The 21981-nt window shown below is 71.9% G+C and carries 22 protein-coding genes; 10 read left to right on the top strand and 12 right to left on the bottom strand.

Annotated elements, in window-relative coordinates; translation table 11 throughout:
* Window positions 1-27: 27 nt before the first annotated feature.
* Both MKK58_RS16630 and MKK58_RS16625 read left to right on the top strand, forming a co-directional pair.
* Entirely contained in the window at window positions 28-591 is a 564-nt protein-coding gene (locus tag MKK58_RS16630) for a DUF1993 family protein (protein ID WP_243913093.1), read from the top strand.
* A gap of 62 nt (window positions 592-653) precedes the next feature.
* Window positions 654-1673, top strand: a complete 1020-nt coding sequence (locus tag MKK58_RS16625; protein ID WP_243913092.1) for a P1 family peptidase — start codon at window positions 654-656, stop codon at window positions 1671-1673.
* 17 nt (window positions 1674-1690) lie between these two features.
* Here MKK58_RS16625 and MKK58_RS16620 read toward each other — a convergent pair whose 3' ends face one another.
* Window positions 1691-1975, bottom strand: coding sequence for a hypothetical protein (locus tag MKK58_RS16620; protein ID WP_243913091.1), 285 nt, complete (start codon window positions 1973-1975; stop codon window positions 1691-1693).
* Between the two features lie 22 nt (window positions 1976-1997).
* A complete protein-coding gene (locus tag MKK58_RS16615; protein ID WP_243913090.1) occupies window positions 1998-2204 on the bottom strand; it encodes a hypothetical protein in 207 nt (68 codons plus the stop codon).
* A gap of 387 nt (window positions 2205-2591) precedes the next feature.
* On the opposite strand from MKK58_RS16615, the gene MKK58_RS16610 reads away from it, so the two are divergent.
* The gene (locus tag MKK58_RS16610) at window positions 2592-4160 is read left to right on the top strand and encodes an ATP-binding protein (protein ID WP_243913089.1); all 1569 of its coding nucleotides are present in this window, start codon (window positions 2592-2594) and stop codon (window positions 4158-4160) included.
* Window positions 4161-4194: 34 nt separating this feature from the next.
* On the opposite strand, the gene MKK58_RS16605 is transcribed toward MKK58_RS16610, so the two are convergent.
* Window positions 4195-5241, bottom strand: a complete 1047-nt coding sequence (locus MKK58_RS16605) for an ABC transporter substrate-binding protein (RefSeq protein ID WP_243913229.1) — start codon at window positions 5239-5241, stop codon at window positions 4195-4197.
* Window positions 5242-5637: 396 nt separating this feature from the next.
* On the opposite strand from MKK58_RS16605, the gene MKK58_RS16600 reads away from it, so the two are divergent.
* The 3 genes from MKK58_RS16600 (at window position 5638) to MKK58_RS16590 (ending at window position 8541) form a co-directional block, all read left to right on the top strand.
* Window positions 5638-6957, top strand: a complete 1320-nt coding sequence (locus tag MKK58_RS16600; protein ID WP_243913088.1) for an O-antigen ligase family protein — start codon at window positions 5638-5640, stop codon at window positions 6955-6957.
* The gene (locus MKK58_RS16595) at window positions 6954-8138 is read left to right on the top strand and encodes an acyltransferase family protein (RefSeq protein ID WP_243913087.1); all 1185 of its coding nucleotides are present in this window, start codon (window positions 6954-6956) and stop codon (window positions 8136-8138) included. The genes MKK58_RS16600 and MKK58_RS16595 overlap by 4 nt, the downstream gene beginning before the upstream one ends.
* A 106-nt stretch (window positions 8139-8244) precedes the next feature.
* Window positions 8245-8541, top strand: coding sequence for a GCG_CRPN prefix-to-repeats domain-containing protein (locus MKK58_RS16590; RefSeq protein WP_243913086.1), 297 nt, complete (start codon window positions 8245-8247; stop codon window positions 8539-8541).
* Window positions 8542-8882: 341 nt separating this feature from the next.
* Here MKK58_RS16590 and MKK58_RS16585 read toward each other — a convergent pair whose 3' ends face one another.
* Window positions 8883-9368 (bottom strand): winged helix-turn-helix domain-containing protein, encoded by a 486-nt coding sequence (locus MKK58_RS16585; RefSeq protein WP_243913085.1) that lies wholly within the window; start codon window positions 9366-9368, stop codon window positions 8883-8885.
* Window positions 9369-9481: 113 nt separating this feature from the next.
* Window positions 9482-10582: a replication protein RepA gene (locus MKK58_RS16580; protein ID WP_243913084.1), complete on the bottom strand. Its 1101-nt coding sequence runs from the start codon at window positions 10580-10582 to the stop codon at window positions 9482-9484.
* Window positions 10583-11295: 713 nt separating this feature from the next.
* Between MKK58_RS16580 and mazG the strand changes: the two genes are divergently transcribed.
* Complete coding sequence (gene mazG, locus MKK58_RS16575) at window positions 11296-12078, top strand: nucleoside triphosphate pyrophosphohydrolase (protein ID WP_243913228.1); 783 nt, start codon at window positions 11296-11298, stop codon at window positions 12076-12078.
* Here the strand turns inward: mazG and MKK58_RS16570 are convergent.
* The 4 genes from MKK58_RS16570 to pabB are packed head-to-tail and all read right to left on the bottom strand — an operon-like array spanning window position 12056 to window position 15348.
* Window positions 12056-12490, bottom strand: a complete 435-nt coding sequence (locus MKK58_RS16570; RefSeq protein ID WP_243913083.1) for a DoxX family protein — start codon at window positions 12488-12490, stop codon at window positions 12056-12058. The two genes, mazG and MKK58_RS16570, sit on opposite strands and share 23 nt — an antisense overlap.
* Window positions 12487-13317 carry an aminotransferase class IV gene (locus tag MKK58_RS16565; RefSeq protein ID WP_243913082.1) on the bottom strand — a complete coding sequence of 277 codons (831 nt, stop codon included), beginning with the start codon at window positions 13315-13317 and terminating at the stop codon, window positions 12487-12489. Before MKK58_RS16565 ends, MKK58_RS16570 begins: the two co-directional genes overlap by 4 nt.
* Window positions 13304-13924 (bottom strand): anthranilate synthase component II, encoded by a 621-nt coding sequence (locus tag MKK58_RS16560; RefSeq protein ID WP_243913081.1) that lies wholly within the window; start codon window positions 13922-13924, stop codon window positions 13304-13306. Before MKK58_RS16560 ends, MKK58_RS16565 begins: the two co-directional genes overlap by 14 nt.
* Window positions 13921-15348 (bottom strand): aminodeoxychorismate synthase component I, encoded by a 1428-nt coding sequence (gene pabB, locus MKK58_RS16555; protein ID WP_243913080.1) that lies wholly within the window; start codon window positions 15346-15348, stop codon window positions 13921-13923. Before pabB ends, MKK58_RS16560 begins: the two co-directional genes overlap by 4 nt.
* A 266-nt stretch (window positions 15349-15614) precedes the next feature.
* Here pabB and rimO point away from each other — a divergent pair, with 266 nt between their 5' ends.
* On the top strand, window positions 15615-16958 hold the full coding sequence (gene rimO, locus MKK58_RS16550) for a 30S ribosomal protein S12 methylthiotransferase RimO (protein WP_243913079.1): 1344 nt from the start codon (window positions 15615-15617) through the stop codon (window positions 16956-16958).
* A gap of 133 nt (window positions 16959-17091) precedes the next feature.
* Here rimO and pncA read toward each other — a convergent pair whose 3' ends face one another.
* The gene (pncA, locus tag MKK58_RS16545; RefSeq protein WP_243913078.1) at window positions 17092-17721 is read right to left on the bottom strand and encodes a bifunctional nicotinamidase/pyrazinamidase; all 630 of its coding nucleotides are present in this window, start codon (window positions 17719-17721) and stop codon (window positions 17092-17094) included.
* Complete coding sequence (locus tag MKK58_RS16540; RefSeq protein WP_243913077.1) at window positions 17718-18692, bottom strand: quinone oxidoreductase family protein; 975 nt, start codon at window positions 18690-18692, stop codon at window positions 17718-17720. The genes pncA and MKK58_RS16540 overlap by 4 nt, the downstream gene beginning before the upstream one ends.
* A 281-nt stretch (window positions 18693-18973) precedes the next feature.
* On the opposite strand from MKK58_RS16540, the gene MKK58_RS16535 reads away from it, so the two are divergent.
* Complete coding sequence (locus MKK58_RS16535) at window positions 18974-19201, top strand: hypothetical protein (protein WP_243913076.1); 228 nt, start codon at window positions 18974-18976, stop codon at window positions 19199-19201.
* On the opposite strand, the gene MKK58_RS16530 is transcribed toward MKK58_RS16535, so the two are convergent.
* Window positions 19180-20571: a GntP family permease gene (locus MKK58_RS16530; protein WP_243913075.1), complete on the bottom strand. Its 1392-nt coding sequence runs from the start codon at window positions 20569-20571 to the stop codon at window positions 19180-19182. The genes MKK58_RS16535 and MKK58_RS16530 overlap by 22 nt on opposite strands.
* A 194-nt stretch (window positions 20572-20765) precedes the next feature.
* Between MKK58_RS16530 and MKK58_RS16525 the strand changes: the two genes are divergently transcribed.
* The gene (locus MKK58_RS16525; RefSeq protein ID WP_243913074.1) at window positions 20766-21977 is read left to right on the top strand and encodes an FAD-dependent monooxygenase; all 1212 of its coding nucleotides are present in this window, start codon (window positions 20766-20768) and stop codon (window positions 21975-21977) included.
* The last annotated feature ends 4 nt before the right edge of the window (window positions 21978-21981 follow it).

Genomic DNA, 21981 nt, shown 5'->3' with positions numbered 1-21981 from the left:
CGACGACCGCCTTTCCCGGAGATCGCCATGCCGCTGACCGACCTTCTCGTACCGACCTACCGGAACATGCTGAAGACCCTCGCCGGATTGCTGGACACGGCCGAACGGCAGGCGCCGGCCGGGGCCGAGGGCCTGCTATCGGCGCGCCTGGCGCCGGATATGCTGCCGCTCGCCGCGCAACTGCGCTTCGCGGCCTATCAGGCGCAGGACGCGACGTTCCGCCTGCGCGGGCAGGCCATCCCCCCGTCGCTCGCCGCGGTGGCGGCCGAGGGGCGCGAGGCCGGTGACGCCCCCGGATCGCTCGCCGATGCACGGGCCCGGATCGACCAGGCCCTGTCCCATCTCGACGGTCTGACGGACGACGCCCTCGACGCCGGGGACACGCTGCCGATCGCGATCGAACTTCCGGGCGGCGTGACGTTCGACATGACGGGCGAAACCTATGCGCGCGATTGGGCGCTGCCCCAATTCTACTTCCACGTCGTCACGGCGTACGCCATTCTGCGGAACCAGGGGATCGGGATCGGCAAGGCTGATTATGTACCGCACATGTTTGCTTATCTGAGGTCCGCACCCGCGCCGTCGGCATAGGCGGCGTGCGCGGACCCGATCCTTCGGCCGGAGACCGCACCGAGGTATCCCGGGGAGGCGCCATGCTGACCAACCGCATCACCGACATCGCCGGCATCCGGGTCGGCCACGCCACCGACCTGCGCCTCGCGAGCGGCGCCACCGCCCTCCTGTTCGACGCGCCCGTGGTGGCCGGCATCGACGTGCGCGGCGGCGGCCCCGGCACCCGCGAGACCGACCTCCTCGATCCGGAGCGCACCGTGGAGCGTATCGACGCCCTGGTCCTCTCCGGCGGCTCGGCCTTCGGCCTCGACGCGGCGTCTGGCGTCGTCGCCCACCTCGCCGAGACCGGACGCGGCTTTCCCGTCGGCCCCGCCCGGGTTCCGATCGTGCCGGCCGCGATCCTGTTCGACCTCCTCAACGGCGGCGACAAGGCCTGGGGCCGGTTCTCGCCCTACCGCGACCTCGGTTACGCGGCGGCGGCGGCCGCCGCGCGAGATTTCGCCCTCGGCTCCGTCGGGGCCGGGACGGGGGCGGCCACCGCGAACCTGAAGGGCGGGATCGGCTCCGCCTCCGCCGAGGTCGCGGGCTTGGTGGACGTCGCGGGCTCGGGCCTCCAGGTCGGCGCCCTGGTGGCGGTGAACGCCTTCGGCCGGGTGACGGTGGGGGCGGGGCCGCATTTCTGGGCCGCACCTTACGAGATCGGCTGCGAGTACGGCGGACTCGGCGCCCCCGCCGCGATGCCGGCCGACGCCTTCGACTGGCCGCGCAAGACGCTTTCGGGCGCGGGGGCCAGCACCACCCTGGCGGTGGTCGCCACCGACGCCGCCCTCACCAAGGCCCAGGCGCGCCGCCTCGCCGTGATGGCCCAGGACGGCCTCGCCCGGGCGATCCACCCGGTCCACACACCGCTGGACGGCGACGCCGTCTTCGCCGTGGCCACCGGCCGGGTGCCCCTCGCCGACCCCGTCCTCGACCTCGCGCGGATCGGCGACGCGGCCGCGCGCACGCTCGCCCGCGCGGTGGCGATCGGCGTGCATCGCGCGACGGTGCCGCCCGGCTGGGCCGGGCCCCCGGCTTGGGCGAACCGTTTCGGGGGCTGACGCTTGGCCGGAACCCGTCAGGTCTGGCCGAGTTCGGCCTTGGCATCCGCGATGAGGCCGGCGAGGCCCGCATCGACCTCGGCCCCGAGCATGCGGCGCTCGGCCTCCGTCAGGTCGGCCGCCCAGCCGCGCTGGCCGAAGCCCTCGGCGCACTTGGCCCGCTCGGCCGCGAGGTAGGCCTCGGTCTCGGCCGGCTGCGTGCGCATGGCCTGGACAAGGCCGAACCAGGCGGCGCGTTCCACCACCGCGAGGCGGGCCCGCAGGCGGATCATCACCGCGCGTTCGGGGCTGACATCGTCCATCGGCTGCTCCGTTCCGGCCGGCTCAGCGCCGCGGTTCGCAGCGCGTCTTCACGTAGGTGCCCGGCTCGTTGCCATGCCCGGCATTGGCCGCGAGCACCGGCCCCTGCATCAGGCATTCCTGCAGGGTGTGGGCCGGGCCCGTGATGATGTCGAGGGCCGTGTCCCGGGAGCAATCCGGAGCCTGGACGGCGGAGGCGCAGACGAGCGCGACGACGAGAATCGGGTTCATGACCGGATTACCTGGATCAGGCCGCCCGTGCGGCAAGGGCGTGTCCCGGATCCGGGTGCAACTTAATGCAGACCCATCGCATGCGCCGATCTATGTTTCTTGTTTGTTCCAGAGGCGTCAAATCCGAAACTTCACTTCCTAGGCTGATAGACCTATGCATTTAGTCATAGGTATTAGGACCTAGACTTTTGAACCCATCGACCGGCTCGAGAAATCGAACAGAAAGAGAACAAATACAGACCTTCCTAGCTTCTCCGGGTGCGACCCCTCACCTGTGGACGCCCGCCCCGGGCAACGGACCTGCCCGAGGGCACGCGTGTTAAGACCTTCGTGCGAGAGCCAGAGGAGCCCCGGGGAACGAACCTCGGCGCGGGAGCCGGAGCAGGCATGACGGTCGGCATCGAGATGGGTCTGTGCATGGGGCCGGGGGCGGAGCCCGCGTGCCTCGACCTCGAGGAGCTCCTGGCCACGCGTCTGCTGGTCCAGGGCAATTCCGGCTCGGGCAAGTCGCACCTGCTGCGGCGCCTGCTGGAGCAGAGCGCCGGCGCGGTGCAGCAGGTGATCATCGACCCCGAGGGCGACTTCGTCACGCTTGCCGAGGCCTACGGCCACGTGGTGGTGGACGGCGCCCACGGGGAGCCCGACCTCCAGGCCATCGCCGCCCGGGTGCGGGCGCACCGGGTCTCGGTGGTGCTCACCCTGGAGAGCCTCGACATGGAGGCGCAGATGCGCGCGGCGGCCGCTTTCCTCGGCGGCCTGTTCGAGGCCGAGCGCACCCACTGGCACCCCGCCCTGATCGTGGTCGACGAGGCGCAGATCTTCGCGCCGGCGGCGGCCGGCGACGTCTCGGACGAGGCGCGGAAAGCCTCCCTCGGCGCCATGACCAACCTGATGTGCCGGGGCCGCAAGCGGGGCTTGGCCGGCATCATCGCCACGCAGCGCCTCGCCAAGCTCGCCAAGAACGTGGCGGCCGAGGCCACCAACTTCCTGATGGGCCGCACCTTCCTCGACATCGACATGGCGCGCGCGGCCGACCTGCTGGGCCTCGACCGGCGCGGCGCCGAGCGTTTTCGCGATCTGTCGCGCGGCGAGTTCGTGGCGCTGGGGCCCGCCCTCAGCCGGCGCCCCCTGGCCCTGCGCATCGGGCCGGTAACGACCTCGGCGCGCTCGGGGTCCCCGAAGCTCGTGCCCCTGCCCGCCCCGGCGGACGCGGATCTCCGCGCCCTCATCCTCACCCGCTCGGCCGACGAGCCCGCGCTGGCGTGGGCGCCAGCGCCCCGCACGCCGCCAACGCCGCGCGCCACGCCGGCCGACCTCATGCGCGAGCTCAGCGCCTACCGCCCCGAGCCGGTGGAGGCGCCCGCGCCGCTGAGCGAGGAGGAGATCCGGGCTGGGCTCGACGCGGTCCTGCGCGGCATTGCCGCCGACCCCGATGCCGGCGGCCAGCCGGTGGCGGTGGTCTACCAGGACTTCCTCGTGCGCTGCCGGATGCGCGGCCTCGACGGCGAGGCGATCAGCCTCGCCGCCTTCCGCCGCCGCCTCGGCGTCGCCCGGGCCGGATTCGACGGGGCCGACGTCGCCCCGGACGAGGCGGACGGGCGCTGGGAGGAGGCACAAGGGGTCGCCGCCACCCTGCCGGACGAGGTCCAGGGCCTGTTCCTGCTCCTCGCCCGCGCGGCCCTCGCCGGGGAGCCCTGCCCCGGCGACGAGGCCCTGGCCCGGGCGATCGGCAGCCGCTCGCCGGGCCGCGCCCGGCGTCTGCTGGCCTATGTCGAGACCCGCGGCACCATCGTGTGCCGCATGGATTACCGCGGCAATCGCATCGTCGCCCTGCCGGCGCTCGCCTGCGAGACCGGGCCGGGCGATCCGAAGGCCGCGGCCGAGGCGAGGCCCGGCGGTCCGGCCGCGTCCCCGGCGGGGGATTCGGGCCTGCCCGGGCTGTTCGCCGCCGAGTAGGCCGTCAGGCGAGCAGCCCCGGGGCCGCGCCGCGTCAGCGCTTGGTGGCGGCCTCGTAGTATTTCGGCTCGAACAGGCCCTCCAGGGGCACGTCCTTGTCGAGGGTGCCGATGGAGACCTGGTAGGCCTGCATCTTCTTCGTGGCCTCGATGATCTGGCGCGGATCGGCGGTGAACTTCGCGGCCGGCGAGGTCAGCGCCTTGGTGATGGTGGCGGTGTCGGTGATGCCCTTGCCGAGCGCCGCCTCCACGGGTTTCGCCGCGCGGGCCGGGTCGCTCTTCAGGAGGTCGACGGCGCGCACCACGGCCTTGACCAGCCCCTCGACGGCGGCCGGATTCTTGTCCGCGAAGGCGCCGAACACGCCCACCACCGTGCCCGGCTGATCGGGGAACATCTCGCCCCCGGTGGCGATGAGCTTGATGGCGGGATTGCGCATCTGCACGATGGTCAGCGCCGGCTCGCGGATCGAGGCACCGTCGACGGCGCCGGCCAGCATCGCCTGCTGGGTCGCGTCGATGCCCATCGCCACCACCTCGGCATTGGCCTTGTCGGCCTTGGCCACCTGCCAGAGCCAGTGCTGCAGGGTGGTGTTGGGCACCGAGCCCGCCGGCTGCGTAGCGAGGCGGGCGGCCTTGCCCTCCTTGGCCCGGAACTTCGCGAAGGCCTCCCCCTTGTCGGCGCCCTCCGCGAAGTAGGGGGCGAGCTTCGGGCTCGCCACGAACACCATCTCTTCGATGGCCGTGGAGGCCACCACCCGCACGTCGATGCCCTTGGTGCGGGCCACCGCGAGGGGCGCGACGCCGGCGACGTAGACGTCGATGGTGCCGGACGCGAGCGCCTGGATCATGTTCGGGCCGGATTCGAAGGTGGTGAAGGTCGGGCTGAGACCCGCCTCCTTGAGCCAGCCCTCGCCGTTGGCCACGAAGATCGGTGCCGCCCCGATCACCGGGATGACACCGATGCGCACCGGAACCGGCGCGGCACTCTGCGCCGCGGCCGGGCCGGCGGCGAGGAGGCCCGCGCAGGCGGCGAGGGTGGCGAAGGCGGCGGACAGGGTGGCGGCACGGCGGGTCAGGCGCATCGGACGGTTCCAGGACGGCGGATCGGAGCGCCGGGCCGCACCGGCCTCGGGGGTCGAGGCGGCATGGCCCGGCGTGAATGTCCCGCGCAGTCGCATGCAGCGGCCTGGAGTGCAAGAATTCACCCCCGTCACGGCATCCTCCCCGGGATGAACAGCGGGATCGTCTCTTTCTCGTCCTCGAAGGAGGTCATCGTTCTCCCGATCCGGGGGAATGGCCGTCGCTCCGGCGACGAACCACCGGGTCCGCACGGGGTTGCGCCGTCCCCACCGGCCGGACAGTGTCGACGGGTTGGAACCGCCTTCGCGAGCGGGACGGTATTCTGCACGCCTATCGATCAGGACGAGGGGCGCTAGGATGGCGCCTCGTTCGCCGGCCCTCGGACGCGGGAGTGGAGCATGACGACGGGCATCGCCACCGGTTCGGGCGCGGCACTGCGCCGGGACCTGCCCGATGCCGCGCGCATCGGGATCATGGGCGCGATCCTGCTCTTCGTCCTGATCGGCGCCGACCCGTTCCTCGACGGGACGGCGGCGGAGAACGCGGCCTCGCGCGCCGGCGGCAACGTCGTCAATCAGGTGCTGTTCCTCGGGATGGGCGCGGTCTCCCTGGCGGTGCTGGCCTGGCGCGGGCGGGCGGCCCTGCGCCCGCTGGCCACCTTGCCGATCCTGGCGATGCTCGGCTGGATCTGCGTCTCCACCGCCTTCTCCATCGAGCCCGCCGTCTCGGCGCGCCGGCTGATCTCGCTCTTCATCCTGTTCGGCGGGGTGGTGAGCGTGCTGGTGCTCGCCCGCGACGCGCGCCAGTTCGCTGGGGTGCTCGGCGGCAGCGTGCTGATCGTGCTCGTCCTCTGCTATCTCGGCCTTGTCTTCGTGCCCGAGCGCGCGATGCACACCGCCCTCGATCTCATCGAGCCCGAACATGCGGGCAGCTGGCGCGGCGTCTACGCCCACAAGAACGGCGCCGGCGCCGCCATGGGCATGTTCATCATCATCGGGCTGTTCTGGGCCGGGATGGGACAGCGCCTCCTCGGCTGGGCGGTGGTGGTCCTGGCGGGCGTGTTCCTCGCCTTCACCAATTCCAAGACCTCGCTGGCCATGACCCCGGCGGTGCTCGGCCTGACCTGGGCCTGCACGCTCTTTCCCTCCCGCCACTGGCACCGGCTCGTGCTCCTCGGGCCCCTGGCCCTGATCCTCGTCGCCACGGTGGGCTCGGTGCTCTCGCCGGCCATCGCGTCGGTGATCGCGAGTCTCGCCACCGACCCGACCTATACCGGCCGCACCGAGATCTGGGCCTTCGCCGTCGACAACATCGCCAAGAAGCCCGTCACGGGCTTCGGCTACGGCGCCTTCTGGGAGAGCGTGTATTACGGCGGCGGCGCCGACGCGACGACCTGGGTCAACCGCGCCACCGACGCCCATGACGGCTACCTCAACACCGCCCTGGAGAGCGGCCTGCCGGGCCTCGCCTTCACGGTCTGGTGGCTCGTCCTCGCCCCCCTCGCCGACCTCGAGACCCGCCTGCGCGCGCGGGGGACGCGGGGCATCGATCCGCTGGCGATGCTGTTCCTGCGGATGTGGCTGTTCACCCTCATGGTCGCGGTGTTCGAATCGGTGTTCTACCAGGCCACCAACGCCCTGTTCTTCCTGCTCGCCGTGGCGGTGCTGGGCCTACGCTTCTCCGCCGGGGCGCGGGTGATCGGGGCCGCACCCCGGTGACGGGTCCGCCGGCAATCGGCTTGGCGGAGGCGGGCGCGGCCCCGGCCCATCCGCCGGTCGCCCCCTTGCGGGCGCTCACGGCCCTGCGCTTCGTGGCGGCGGCCTACGTCCTGGTGTTCCACTATGCGGGGTTCTTCTTCCCCGCGGCGACGCCCCCGGCCCTGATCGGGCTCGGCTATTCGGGGGTGACGTTCTTCTTCCTGCTCTCGGGCTTCATCCTGGCCTACACCTACCGCAGCGTGGATCTCGGCGAACCCGGGGCACTCGCCCGCTTCCGCCGGGCGCGGGTGGCACGGGTGTTTCCGCTCTACCTCGTCGCCCTCGCCCTCAGCCTGCCCTGGTTCGCCGCCTGGGTGGCGAAATCGGCCCCGCCCCTCCAGGGCCTGATGGCGGCGAGCGCGGTCCTGGCGCCGCTGGGCCTCCACGCCTGGGTGCCGGGGGCGGCCTGCGCCCTCGATTGCCCGAGCTGGTCGGTCTCGGCGGAGCTCTTCTTCTACGCCCTGTTCCCGCTGCTCCTGCCCCTGGCTCTGCGCGCCCCGGGCCGCACCGCGCGCCTCACCCTGGCGGCCTGGGCGGCGCTGGCCGCCGCCGCCAGCCTCGCCTGGGCGCACTTCGCCCCCGGGATCTCGCTGATCTCCCCTGAGACGGGGAGCGCCGACGCGGTGCTCCTCGCCCAGGCGATCAAGTACAATCCCCTGCTGCGGCTGCCGGAATTCGTCGCCGGCCTCCTCCTCTACGTGGCCTGGACGCGCCTGCGGCTCCCGACCCTGGCCCTCCTCGGCCTTTCCGCCCTGGGCGCCCTCGGGCTCTCGGCGGCCGCGCCCCACCTGCCCGAGGCGCTCCTGCACAACGGGCTCACCGCCCTGGCCTGGGCGCCCCTGATCCTGGCCGGCGCGCAGATCCACCGCGGCCCCCTGGTGGCGCCCGGATTCGTCTTCCTCGGTCGGATCTCCTTCGCGCTCTACCTCGTCCATTCCCCGGCCTACGCCCTCGTGAACAGCCTCGACCGGCTCGCCCTCGGGGGCCGGCTCGCCGCCCTGCCCTGGCTCGGCGCCGGGATCGCCACCGCGCTCGCCCTGGCGCTCAGCGTGGCCGGGCACCTCTGGGTCGAGGAACCGGCGCGCCGACGCATCCTGCGCCGGGGGCCCGCCCCGGCCCCGCGCGTCCTGCCCGCCGCCTGATCCGGCCCGTGCGCCCGTCAGCATGCGTTCAGAAAAACGCTGGCACGTTCGGGCGGTCCGGCCCGCGCGGGGCCGGATTCCGACACCAGCAGAAGGTCATGGTTCCATGTCCGTGAAATCGCTCGTGACGGCGCTGGCCGTCACCTGCGGCGTCAGCCTCGCCTCGGCCGCTCACGCCGCCCCGATCGCGCCCGCCCCCGCCGGCACCCTGGCGGGTGCGGCCGTCGAGACCGTCGCCTATGGCTGCGGCCCCGGCTTCATCCCGAACCGGTTCGGCTACTGCCGGCCCATGTACAGGCCCTACGGGTACTATCGTCCGCGTCCCTTCTACGGCCCCCGCCCCTTCTACGGGCCGCGCTACGGGTACTACCGCCCGCGCCCGCTCTACGGGCCGTTCTTCTGAGCGGCCTACGCGGGCGACGGCGACGCCGCCCGCGTCATTTCGCTTCGGCGCGCGGGACGTCACCGCCTACCACGCGCAGACCAGTATCCGACTCTGTCGCGCCGACGACGCGATACGGGTCGCCCCCGAGCGGACCTCGCCGGGCTACGGTCGCCCTGTCCTCGACCCGCGCTCTGCGCCGGAGGCCACCGGCGAGGACGAATCCACCCGGCGCATCTGCCCGCGCGCCATTGGGGCGAAGAACCGGCAGACTCACCGATCCAAACGACGGCCCCGGCGGGCAGCTCGCCGCCTTGGCCCTGCCCGATCGAAGTCTCGGATGCGCCAGGGCGGCCCGCCCGTCAGCCGAGATCCTCGTCCTCCTCGGCCGGGGCGTAGACCGCCTCGCCGAGGCGCTTCAGGGGTCCGCCCGGCACGGCGCGCTTCCACAGGCGGGTGTTGAGGGCGGCCACGGGGTCGTGACCCGGCAGGTCGAAGCCGAGCGCCGTCAGGCCCTGCAGGATCTCGCCGGCATGGAGCGGCCGGCCCGCCTCGTGCAGCAGGTTGACCGCCGCCGCGACCAGGGCGCGTCCGTGCCGACGCGCGGCCACGAGGTCCTCGCCCGCCCGCGCCTGATCCGGCGGCCGGTCGGGGGCGATCCCGGCGCCGGACATGGGGTCCGGAGTCGCCGGCCGGTGAGCCGCCGGTTCGGTCGCGCGGGTCGGCGCACCGAGCCGGCGGCCGAGTTCGAGGTAGAGCTGGTGCTCGGCGATGACGCGGTCGAGTTCGTCGCGGCGGCGCCGCATGTCGCGTAGGGCCGCCTCGGCCTCGGCCTCTGAGAGAAACATGGACGCCTCACGGACAATGCGTTCGCGCTGTTGGAAAGCGGAACATTCCGTCTTATTCCTTTTATCCGATCGGTCGACAACTCTTATTCCCCAATTACGAAGGGAATATACCGTCAGGCTACAGCCTTGCGCGGTAGCTTGGCCCCGCGGGGCGGGATCAGCAGGGCGCTGGGGTCGGCGGGCTGGAGCAGCATGCCGGTGTCGTCGAGGCGGATCGGCAGTTTCGGAAACACCTCCTGCAGGTGGGCGAGATCCGCCTTGAAGGCCTGCCGGAAGCTGCGGAGGCTGGCGTTGTCGGCGCCGAACTGCTTGTGCAGGTTGTCCCAGGTCAGCCGCAGGGGCCGCTGCAGGGCGCGCAGGCGGTAGCCGACCCAGAACAGCAGGTCGAGTTTACGCGCCGAGCCCGAGAAAGCCCTGGCGGCCCGGATGTCGACGGGCAGGGCGTGCTGGATCAGGTTGTCGTAGAAATCCTGGTGGAACTGGACGCTCTTCTGCCAGACCACCCCGTCGGCCCCCTGGGGCAGCCAGAGGTCGAGCTGGCGGAAGGGCGGCACGTTGAGGGTGCTGGCGCTTCCCGCCCCGTCCCAGAGGCCGATCTGCAGGGTGCAGGCGGCGAGCCGCGCGAGCTGCTCCTTGAACTGCCGGATGGTGCCGCGCTCGCCACCGGTGACGGCAAAGCCCATCTCCTTCATGAAGCCCGACAGGCTGTCGGCCACCGCGATGGTGGGGCTGCGCTGGCGCACGGCCTCGGTGCAGAGATGCAGCAGCACCAGTCGGGCCTTGGGGCCGTAGGGCAGGCCCTGAAACTCCATCTCGCCGGTGGCGGGGTTCTTCAGGCGCCCGGCCAGCAGGCTGAGCGAGTTGCGCCCATACTCCCGAAAGAACTCGCGGGCATCGCCGGGGTCGCGGTAGGGCAGGCCGCACAGCGCCAGCACCGAGTGGATGTGCTGCAGGTTCTCGGGGCCCGTGGGCTCGGTCTCGATGACCTCGCGGATGGCGTCCCGGCGGCGCTGGTCGCGGCCCATGGCCTGGCGACGCCCGGCCACGGCACCCCGCGCGAGCACCTCCGCGTCCCGGGCCCGCTGCCGGTGCAGGATGGTCTCCGCGATGGTGGCGAACAGGAAGCTGCCGCGCGCCGCTTCGACCTCGGCGAGGAGGTCGGCGTCGCGGATGCCCGCCAATGTGTCCTCGATCCCCAACAGACCCCGCCCCATGCTCTTCGGTCCAAGATCCCGGCCAAGATCCCGGCCAAGATCCCGGTGCGGACCCGCGTGCCGCCCGCGCGGGACGCGGGGATCGACAGTCCCGACCCGGCCGTGCGCCGACCATGCCCGATTCCCCGCCGCGGAGTCTCGGCGGCCGGCGCCGGAGCCCCGAATCATCCCGGCTATCCACCGGCCGGAACGGAGAAAATCCCGGCCGGTCCATGCGCCGCGTCCGGCCCCGGGACGCGCACGCAGAGTTCGATACGGGGTCGGATTCGGGACAATCCCCAGAGTTCACCGGCCGGACCCGCGATCCACGCCGAACCCAATACGCATCGACGCAGAATCCCATGCGCCGGCCGGGTTCGCGCACGCAGAATCCCATACGCATCCACGCAGAGTTCGATACGCATCCACGCAGAGTTCGATACGCGAACCACCAACAAGCCGCTGGCACGACAAGGTTTTCGACGCCCCCATATAACTCTCAGAAATGACTCTCTGAGAATCTCTTACTGATACCTTTCCTAAGGGTCCGGGAGCCGTTCGGAAGAACGAACACACCACCGGCCAAGGCTTTTTCAAGGGAATTTTCCAAAGGAAGCCACCGTCCCTCCCGCATCCATCCCCAGCCTCACGGGTTGGCCCGCGATCCGCTAAGGGAGGCCCATCGCGGTACAGTTTGGAGGAACGAGGTGAGGATCGAGGATCTGCTGGCGCTGATGGTGCAGCTGCGCGACCCGGAGACCGGCTGTGCCTGGGACGTGGCCCAGGATTTTTCCAGCATCGCGCCCTACACGGTGGAGGAGGCCTACGAGGTGGCCGACGCCATCGCGCGGGGCGACGCGGAGGACCTGCGCGACGAGCTCGGCGACCTGCTGCTCCAGGTGGTCTTCCACGCTCGCATCGCCGAGGAGGCCGGGCTCTTCGCCTTCCCGGACGTGGTCCGGGCAGTGATGGAGAAGATGGTCCGGCGCCATCCGCACGTCTTCGCGCCGGACGGCGCCCTCCTGCCCGCAGGCTCGCCCCGGCGCGATCCGGAGGCGGTGGCGCGGCAATGGGAGGCGATCAAGGCCGGGGAGCGCCGGGCGAAGCCGCCGCGGGAGACGGGACCGCTGGCGGGCATCCCCCTGCCCCTGCCGGCCCTCACGCGGGCGGAGAAACTCTCGGCACGGGCCGCCACCTACGGCTTCGACTGGTCCGACCCGGCCCAGGTGGTGGAAAAGGTGCGCGAGGAGATCGACGAGGTTGCCGACGCCATGGCCCACGGCACCCGGGCGGCGGTGGCGGAGGAACTCGGCGACCTGCTGTTCTCGGTGGCCAACCTCGCCCGACATCTGGGCATCGATCCGGAATATTCCCTAAGAGAAGGGAATATGAAGTTCGAACGGCGCTTCAACGCCATGGCGGCGGCCCTGGAGGCGCCAGGGACCGGCCTCGTCGACAGCGACCTCGACGCGATGGAAGCCGCTTGGGCGGCGGTCAAGGTTTCGGAGAAGGGCTGATCTCGGGAGGTCCGGCCGGGCGACGGCGGAACGGCCAGTCGATGACGCCGCCGGCATAGAGCGCCCACCAGACGAAGACCGGCTGAAACGCCAGCCGGGGGCCGTGATACCACCAGCTGTCGGGCAGGCCCGGCACGACGATTCCCTCCAGTGCGTGCTTGAGGTTGGCCGGGAAGACGCAGACCGCGTAGAGGGCCAGCCCGATCCCGGCCCAGCGCCGGGTCGGCGCGAAGGCGAGGCCGACGACCCCGGCGAGCTCGCACAGGCCGGTGGCGATCACGGTGAGGCGGGGTTCCGGGACCCAGGCCGGCATGATCGGCAGGAAGGCGTCGGGGGCGGCGAGATGCACGATTCCGATGAAGCCGTAGGCCGCCATCAGGGGCAGGCGCCACCAGAAGCGCGGCGCCCTCATGGAGCGAAGGTCTCGCGGAGATCGGCCACGAGGGCCGTCACTGCGGGGTGCGCCGGGCTGGCGAAGGCGGTCTTGCCGATCGCCGTCACGGGGGCGAGGCCCCGCAGGGAATTGGTCACGAACGCCGCTTCGGCGGCGAGGAGCGCGTCGAGGTCGAAACTCCGTTCGGCGACGGCGAGGCCCAGCCGTCGTGCGCGATCCAGGATCTCGGCGCGCAGGATGCCGGGCAGCACGCCGTCCGAGAGGGGCGGGGTGACGAGGGTGGCGTCGATCACCGCGAACAGGTTGCCCGTGCCGGCGCAGGCGACCGCCCCACGCGTGTTCCGGAACAGGGCCTCGTCGAAGCCGGCGGCCCGCGCGGCGCCGGCGGCCAGCACCGCGTCGAGGTAGCCCAGCGTCTTCAGGCCCGCGGCCGGCGAGGTCTCGTTGCGGCGGATCTCCGTGGGGTCGAGGGTCAAGGGCGCGAAGGCGAGGGCCGGTCCCACCGGGGCGGCGCTCGCCCACAGAACCGGCCGCGGCTCGGTCGGGGGGCTGAGGCCGCGTGGGCCGGAGCCCCGCGTGATGGTGGTGCGGATCGCCGCCAGGGGGTGGGCCCGGCCCGCCGCTTCGGCCAGCGCCCGCATGGCGTCCACGATGCGCTCCGGCGCCACGGCAAAGCCCAGCGTCGCAGTGGCGGCGGAGAGGCGCGCCACGTGCGCGGCCTCGAACACGATGCGGCCGTGGCGGGCGAGTGCCGTGTCGAACACCCCGTCCCCGAGGGTCAGGCCCCGGTCGGCGAGGTCGAAGGGCACCGGCCCCGCGGTGAGGCCGCCGTCAAACCACAGCATCGGTCTTGGCCGGCAGGGCATGGTCGGCGCGCCAGTCGCGGGCGAGGCGCAGGAAGTTGGCGAAGAGGGCGTGGCCGTTCTCGGTGAGCACCGATTCCGGGTGGAACTGCACGCCCCAGGTCGGGTGGGTCCGGTGCGAGAGCGCCATCACCTCCCCTTCCGCCGAGACCGCGTCGACGCTGAGACGGTCGGCCATGTCGGGCTCCGGCGCGACGATGAGCGAGTGGTAGCGCCCCACCTGCATCGGGTCGGGCAGGCCGGTAAAGAGCCCGGCGCCGTCGTGATGGATCGGGGTCGCCTGCCCGTGCAGGGGACGCCCCGCGCGGGCGACCCGGCCGCCGAAGGCCGCGCCGATGGCCTGGTGGCCGAGGCAGACGCCGAGCAGGGGCACCGCGCCGGAGAGCTCCCGGATGGCGGGCAGCGAGATGCCGGCCTCCGCCGGGGTGCAGGGGCCCGGCGAGATCACGATCGCTTGCGGGGCGAGGGCTCGGATGCCGGCGACGTCGAGGGCGTCGTTGCGCGCCACCCGCACGGTCTCGCCCAGCTCCTCGAAGTAGCGCACCACGTTGAAGACGAAGCTGTCGTAGTTGTCGATGACGAGGATCACGGCGCCCTCCCCGCCCCGGCGTCGGGTTCGCAGGTGGGATCGCAGGCATCGGGCTCGAACGCCTGGAACACCCGGGCGGCCTTGGTCAGGGTCTCCTCGTATTCCGGGCCCGGCTCGGACAGCAGGGTGATGCCGCCCCCGGCCTGGAGCACGGCCCGGTTCCGGTCCATGAACACGGTGCGGATGGCGATCGAGGTGTCGAGATCGCCGGTGAAGCCCAGCGCTCCGATGGCGCCGCAATAGAGTTCGCGCGCGTCGCCCTCGATCTCGGTGATGATGTCCATGGCGCGCAGCTTCGGCGCGCCGGTGATCGACCCGCCCGGGAAGGTGGCGGCGATCAGGTCGAGGGCATCCATGTCCGCCTTCAGGGTTCCGGTGACCACCGACACGAGATGGTGGACGGAGGCGTAGGATTCGAGGCCGCACAGCACCGGCACCTGTACGCTGTGGGGCTCGCAGATGCGCGAGAGGTCGTTGCGCAGGAGGTCGACGATCATGATGTTCTCGGCCCGCTCCTTGGCGTTGGCCTGCAGCGCCTCGCCCAGGCGGGCGTCGGCCGCCGCGTCGGCCACGCGCCGCACCGTGCCCTTGATCGGCCGGGTCTCGATCGCCCGCCCGCTGAGCTTGAGGAAGCGCTCGGGGCTGCTCGAAGCAACGCTGAGGCCCTCGAAGGCGAGGTAGGCGCCGAAGGTCGCCGGGTTGGTGGCGCGCAGGCGCCGGTAGAGACCGAACGGGTCGAAGCCCTCCGGCAGGTCGGCCTCGAAGCGCTGGGCGATGTTGGCCTGATAGATGTCGCCGGCCCGGATGTAGTCGCGCACCCGCTCCACCGCCGCCTCGTAGCCGGCGCGCGTGAAGTTGGAGCGCCAGGCGAGGGGCCCCTGCGCCGCCGGCTCGGGGCTCGGCCGGGCCTCGGCCAGGCGCGCGGAAAACTGCGCCAGCCGGGCCCGGGCCCGGGCCTCGCGCGCCGCCGGCGTGGTCTCGGGAAAGCCCGTGGCGAGGAGGCGGCAGCGCCCGGTGCCGTGGTCGATGCTCAGCACCGTGTCGTAGAGGTTGAAGGCGATGTCGTCGCACAGGTCCGCCCGCCGGGCCGGGGGCGCCACCCGCTCCAGCGTCGCGCCGAGATCGTAGGCGAGGTAGCCGATGGCGCCGCCCGCGAAGTCCGGCAGGTCCGGGTCGCGGGCCGTGCGGTAGGGCGCGAGGCAGGCGCGCAGCGCCTCCAGGCCGGAGCCGGGCACGGTTCGCCCGTCGAGGGTGGCAACGCCATCGCGAAACCGGAAGCGCCCGAACGGGTCCGCCGCCAGGGTGGAGGTCCGGCCCAGGGTGTCGTGGTGCATGGCGCTGTCGAGGAACGCGAGCCCCGGCAGGGCGGCCAGGGCCTCGGCCGCCGCGACGGGTTCGACGAACGGGATGTCAGCAATCCACATGACGACTCGAAGGTTTCAGGGCGGGGACGGACCGACGATCCCGGGGTGCCGCAGCAATGGGGGTCGAAGCATCCGTCGCGGCCTGCGGTATCATGCACAGGTGGCATGCGCGACGGCGTGGCAAAAGCGCGATCCGCGCATGGCTCGGACCCGCCCGGCTCGCTTAGGCGGGCGAATCCCGTTATAGGGCTGTCAACCTCTTTGTCCCGCCCTCCCCCGATTCCACGGCCGGTCCGGTTCCAACCGCGCCGGCCCGACGAGCGCCCATGACCGCATCCCCCCTGCCGCCGGCCCCCGCCAAGGCGGCCCCGAAAATCTCCTTCGTCTCGTTGGGCTGCCCCAAGGCGCTGGTGGATTCCGAGCGCATCCTCACGCACCTGCGCGCCGAGGGCTACGAGCTCGCCCGGCGGCATGACGGCGCGGACGTCGTCATCGTCAACACCTGCGGCTTCCTCGATTCGGCCAAGGCCGAGTCGCTCTCGGCCATCGGCGAGGCCATGGCGGAGAACGGTCGCGTCATTGTCACGGGCTGCATGGGCGCCCAGCCCGAGGAAATTCGCGAAAAGTATCCAAACCTGCTCGCTGTCACCGGGCCGCAGGCCTACGAATCGGTGGTGGCGGCGGTGCACGAGGCGGTGCCCCCGGCCCACGACCCGTTCCTCGACCTCGTGCCGCCGCAGGGGGTAAAGCTCACTCCCCGCCACTACGCCTACCTGAAGATTTCCGAGGGCTGCAACAACCGCTGCACCTTCTGCATCATCCCCTCCCTGCGCGGCGACCTCGTCAGCCGACCGGCGGGCGACGTGCTGCGCGAGGCCGAGAAGCTGGTCAAGGCCGGCGTCAAGGAGCTGCTGGTGGTCTCGCAGGACACCAGCGCCTACGGCGTCGACATCCGCTACGCGTCGAGCCCCTGGCGCGACCGGGAGGTGCGGGCGAAGTTCTACGACCTCGCCGCCGAACTCGGCGAGCTCGGGGCCTGGGTGCGGATGCACTACGTCTACCCCTATCCGCACGTGGACGACGTCATTCCGCTGATGGCGGAGGGCAAGATCCTGCCCTACCTCGACATGCCGCTCCAGCACGCGAGCCCCTCTGTACTCAAGCGCATGCGCCGGCCGGGCAACCAGGAAAAGCAACTGGAGCGCATCCGGCGCTGGCGCGAGATCTGCCCGGATCTCGCCATCCGCTCGACCTTCATCGTGGGCTTTCCCGGCGAGACCGAAGCCGAGTTCGAGGAGCTGCTCGCCTGGATCCGAGAGGCCAAGCTCGAGCGCGTCGGCTGCTTCGAATTCGAGCCGGTGGGCGGCGCGGTGGCCAACGGCCTCGGCGACCCCGTTCCACCGGAGGTGAAGGCCGAGCGCAAGCGTCGCTTCATGGAAGCGCAGCAGGGCGTCTCCCTCCGCCTGCAGAAGGCCCGCATCGGCAAGCGCCTGCCCGTAATCATCGACGCGGCCGAGGGCGGCGTCGCCAAGGGCCGCTCGAAATACGACGCCCCCGAGATCGACGGCAACGTCCATGTCACGTCGCGCCGCCCCCTGCGGGTCGGCGATATCGTCACCGTGAAGATCGAGCGCGCGGATGCGTACGATCTCTACGGAAGTGCGGTGTAGACCGCGACGCGTCCCTCTTCCCCTTGTGGGGAGAGGTTAGGCGTGGGGGTGGTTGGGCGACCCTCAAGTTGCGGAGGCCGGCGGGGCCACCCCACCCCTGGCCCCTCCCCACAAGGGGGAGGGGAACCCGGTCCTATCCACCGATCGCCCCGCTCGTGACCCGCCCGACCCCGGCCGCCGTCATCTCAGCCCAGGCCCGCGCCACCGAGCCGTCCAGGTCGATGCCCCGCACGGCGTCCTCCACCACCAGCGCCTCGAAACCGGCCGCCCGCGCGTCGAGGGCGCTCCAGGCGACGCAGTAATCGGTGGCGAGGCCGCACAGGACCACCCGGGTGAAGCCGCGCTCGCGCAGGTAGCCGGTCAGCCCCGTGGGTGTGCGCCGGTCGGCCTCCAGGAAGGCCGAGTAGCTGTCGACCTGCCGGTGGTGACCCTTGCGGATCACCAGTTCGGCGCGGTCCGCTTCCAGCGCGGCGGAGAGGTCGGCGCCGGGGCTGCCCTGCACGCAATGCTCCGGCCACAGCACCTGAGCACCATAGGCCAGCGGCACGGTGTCGAAGGGCGCCCGGCCGGGATGGCTGGTCGCGAAGGAGACGTGGCCCGGCGGGTGCCAGTCCTGCGTCAGCACCGCGTGCGGGAACAGGCCGAGCAGACGGTTGACGGGCGCGATCACGGCGTCGCCGCCGGGCACGGCGAGCGCCCCGCCGGGCAGGAAGTCCCCCTGCACGTCGATGACGAGGAGGACGTCCCGCGCGGTCGGAATCACGGGATCATCACCGTGGCGCCCGTGGTCTTGCGGGCGGCCAGATCCCGGTGGACCTGCTGCACGTCGGCGAGCTTGGCCGTGCTGTGGACCGGGATCTTCACCGCGCCGCTCGCCACCACCGAGAACAGGTTCCGGGCCATGGCGTCTAGGGTGTCCCGCTTGCTCGCATGGGCGAAGAGCGAGGGGCGGGTGGCGTAGAGCGAGCCCTTCTGGCCCAGCAGCGCCAGGCTGAAATCGTCCACCGGGCCGGAGGCCGAGCCGAAGCTGACGAACATGCCGAGCGGGCTGATGCAGTCGAGGGAGGCCGGGAAGGTGTCCTTGCCGACGCCGTCATAGACCACCGGCACGCCCTTGCCCCCGGTGATCTCCTTCACCCGAGCCGCGAAATCTTCGTCGCGGTAGAGGATGACGTGGTCGCAGCCGTTGGCGCGGGCGAGTTCCGCCTTCTCGGCCGAGCCGACGGTGCCGATCACCGTGGCGCCGAGATGCTTGGCCCATTGGCAGGCGATGAGGCCGACACCGCCGGCGGCGGCGTGGAACAGGATGGTGTCGCCCGGCTTCACCGCGTAGGTCCGGTGCAGCAGGTACTCGGCGGTGAGGCCCTTGAGCATCATCGCGGCGGCGGTCTTGTCGTCGACGTCGTCGGCGAGATGCACGGCGGCGCTCGCCTCGATCACGACCTCCTCCGCATAGGTGCTCGCGGCCGAGCCGTAGGCCACCCGCTCGCCGACCCGGAAGTCGGTGACGCCCTCGCCGAGCGCCACGATCACGCCGGCGCCCTCCTTGCCGGGGGTGAAGGGCAGCTGCGGCGCCTTGTAGGCGCCCGAGCGGAAGTAGATGTCGATGAAGTTGACGCCGATGGCGGTCTGCCGGACGTGGATCTGCCCCGGACCGGGCGCGGGCAGCGCCACGTCCTCGTAGCGCATCACCTCGGGGCCGCCGTACTCGTGAACCTGGATCGCCTTCGGCATCGTGTCGTTCCTCGATTGGGGTCTTCGACGGGACCGGCGGGGCCGCCGACCGCAGTGAGGTGCGACATAGACGGTCCCGGCGCGCCGACAATGGTGCAGGGTCTCATCCCGCCCCCCGGCCGCCATGTGCGCCTCCGCACCGGACCGGACCATCATGCGCGCCCGGCCCAATCCGATTGCGTCCATCGCGCCCGCGTGATTAACGCAGGGTATCCGGCCTCCGCCCCCGAATCCTGCGGACGGGCGCCGGGACGACGCGACCCTGAAGGCGGATCGGCTCGATGGACGAGATCGTGTGGATACGCCCCGCCGGATACGACCCCGCCGTCCAGCCGGGCACGATCCTGCGCCCGGATGCGGGGCTCCCCGAATTCCGGGTCCTGGCCCGCCGGCCCGTGGTGATGATGTTTCATGCCGGGCCGACCTGGGACATCCGGCCCTTCACCGAACTCACCCTGCGGCTCGTCGAGCCGGAGGAGGCCGGAGATCAGACGATCCCGGTGAGGTAGTAGACCCCGATCACCAGGAACACCGCCACGGTCTTCAGGACCGTGATCGCGAAGACATCGGCATAGGCCTGCCGGTGGGTCAGGCCCGTCACCGACAGCAGGGTGATGACGGCGCCGTTATGGGGCAGCGTGTCCATGCCACCGCTCGCCATGGCGGCCACCCGGTGGAGGACCTCCATGGGGATGTTGGCGGCTTGCGCCGCCGCGATGAAGGTGGAGGACATGGCGGCCAGCGCGATGCTCATGCCGCCGGAGGCGGAGCCGGTGATGCCGGCGAGCGCCGTTACCGTCACGGCCTCGTTGACCAGGGGATTCGGGATCGCCGAGAGGGCGTCGCGGATGACGAGGAAGCCGGGAAGCGCCGCGATGACCGCGCCGAAGCCGTATTCGGAGGCGGTGTTCATGGCGGCCAGCAGCGAGCCCGCCACCGCCGCGCGGCTGCCCTCGGCGAAGCCTGAGGCGACCGGTCGCCAGGCGAAGACCAGCACGGTGAGGATGCCGGCCAGCAGCGCCAGTTCCACCGCCCAGATCGCGGTCACGGACGAGACCGTGGTGACGATGGGCTTGTCGAGACCGGCGAGCGCCGTTTCGGCCTTCGCGCCGTAGAGGCGCGGGATCGCGGCCGTGAAGGCGAGGTTCGACAGGCCCACCACGATCAGCGGCAGGAGGGCGATGGCCGGGTGGGCGCGGGCTGCCTCGTCCATCACCTGCGGCTCGTTGCTGTGGCCCGTGCCGTAGCCCTCGCCCTTGGCCTTGGCCGAGGCGATGCGCCGATCGAGATAGGCGACGCCGACCACGAGGATGAAGGCTGCGCCGATCAGCCCGAGCCAGGGGGCGGCCCAGGTGTTGGTGCCGAAGAAGGTGGTGGGGATGATGTTCTGGATCTGCGGCGTGCCGGGCAACGCGTCCATCGTGTAGGAGAAGGCGCCGAGCGCGATGGTGCCGGGGATCAGGCGCTTGGGGATGTCGCTGAGGCGGAAGGCCTCGGCCGCGAAGGGATAGACCGCGAACACCACCACGAAGAGCGAGACGCCGCCGTAGGTGAGCAGGTTGCAGACCAGCACGATGGAGAGCACCGCACGCCTCGCGCCCACGAGGTCGATCACCGCCTTGACGATGGAGCGGGAGAAGCCCGACATCTCGATGACCTTGCCGAACACGGCACCGAGCAGAAACACCGGGAAGTACAGCTTCACGAAGCCGACCATCTTCTCCATGAACAGGCCGGAGAAGACCGGCAGCACCGCTGAGGGGTCGGTGAGCAGCACCGCCAGCAAGGCGGCCACCGGCGCGAACAGGATGACGGAAAAGCCCCGGTAGGCGACGAGCATCAGGAAGCCGAGCGCCAGCAGGGCGATGAACAGGCTCATGGAACGGACATCCTCCGGGCCGCCGATGTCCACGGCCTGGGGCAGGATGGTACAAGCCGGGTCCCTGCGGCACCATCGCGACCTTGACCGGCGCGGTGACACGCCTCTGTAAGCGTTAGGGTCTTCGGGCAGGCCGGTCTCAAGCCGGGTTCTTGCAGAGACCGATGCGCCGCCCGTCAGGAGACCGCGAGCCCGTGGCGACACTTCATCCGAAATCCGAATCCTTCGCGGTCGCCGTGGTCGGTGCCGGCGCGGCGGGCCTGAGCCTCGCCCTGGCGCTGGCCCGCGAGGGCGTGCCCACCGCCCTCGTCGGCCGGCACGCCCCCGTGGCCGACGGGCGCACGGTGGCGCTCCTCGACGGCTCGGTGCGCTTCCTCGACGCCCTCGGGGTCTGGGCGGCGATCGCGCCCCATGCGAGCCCGCTGGCCGAACTCCACATCGTCGACGACACCGGCAGCCTGTTCCGCCCGCCCCCGGCCCGCTTCGTCGCCACCGAGATCGGCCTCGACGCCTTCGGCTGGAACGTCGAGAGCGCCCGCCTGGTCGAGGGCCTTCGCGCCGCGGCCCGGGCCGCCGCCAACCTGACCCTGTTCGAAGAGGACGCTGCGGGCTTTGCGGCCGGTGCCGACGCGGCCACGATCACGCTGGCCGGCGGCACCACCCTGTCGGCCCGCCTCGTGGCCGGGGCGGACGGCGCCCGCTCGCGGCTGCGCGAGGCCTCCGGCATCGCGCCGCGCAGCTGGGCCTATCCGCAGAGCGCCATCACGACGATCCTCGCCCATACGCGGCCGCACCGCGACGTCTCCACCGAGTTCCACACCCGGCAGGGGCCGTTCACCCTGGTGCCGTTACCGGGTGGACATCGGTCGAGCCTCGTCTGGGTGATGAGCGAGGGGCCGGCCAAGCGACTCTCCGCCCTCGACGACGACGCCCTCGCCCGGGCGGTCGAGCACCAGGCCCAGGCGATGCTGGGATCGATGCGCATCGACGGGCCACGCGGCCTCGTGCCGATGCGGGGCCTGTCCGTGCCGAGCCCGGTCGCGGCCCGTCTCGCCCTGATCGGCGAGGCCGCCCACGTCTTCCCCCCCATCGGCGCACAGGGCCTGAACCTGGGCCTGCGCGACGCGGCCGCCTTGCGCGACGCGGTGATGCGGGCGGTGGAGGACGGGCGCGATCCCGGTTCGCACGCCGCGCTCGCCGGCTTCGCGCGGGGACGGCGCCTCGATGCGCGCCTGCGCACCACGGCGGTGGACGCCCTGAACCGCTCCCTGCTCACCGGCCTCCTGCCGGTGGATGCCCTGCGCGGCCTCGGGCTCCTCGCCATGACGACGATCGGCCCATTGCGCCGGGTCGTCATGCGCGAAGGCGTGCTGCCCCGCCTCGGGGCGCCAAGTCTGATGCGCTGACGCG

The organism is Methylobacterium sp. J-078 (assembly GCF_022829285.1).
In the GTDB taxonomy this organism is placed as follows: Bacteria; Pseudomonadota; Alphaproteobacteria; order Rhizobiales; family Beijerinckiaceae; genus Methylobacterium.
Note: the sequence above shows the minus strand (reverse complement) of the source record. Positions and strands in the feature narration are given on the sequence as shown.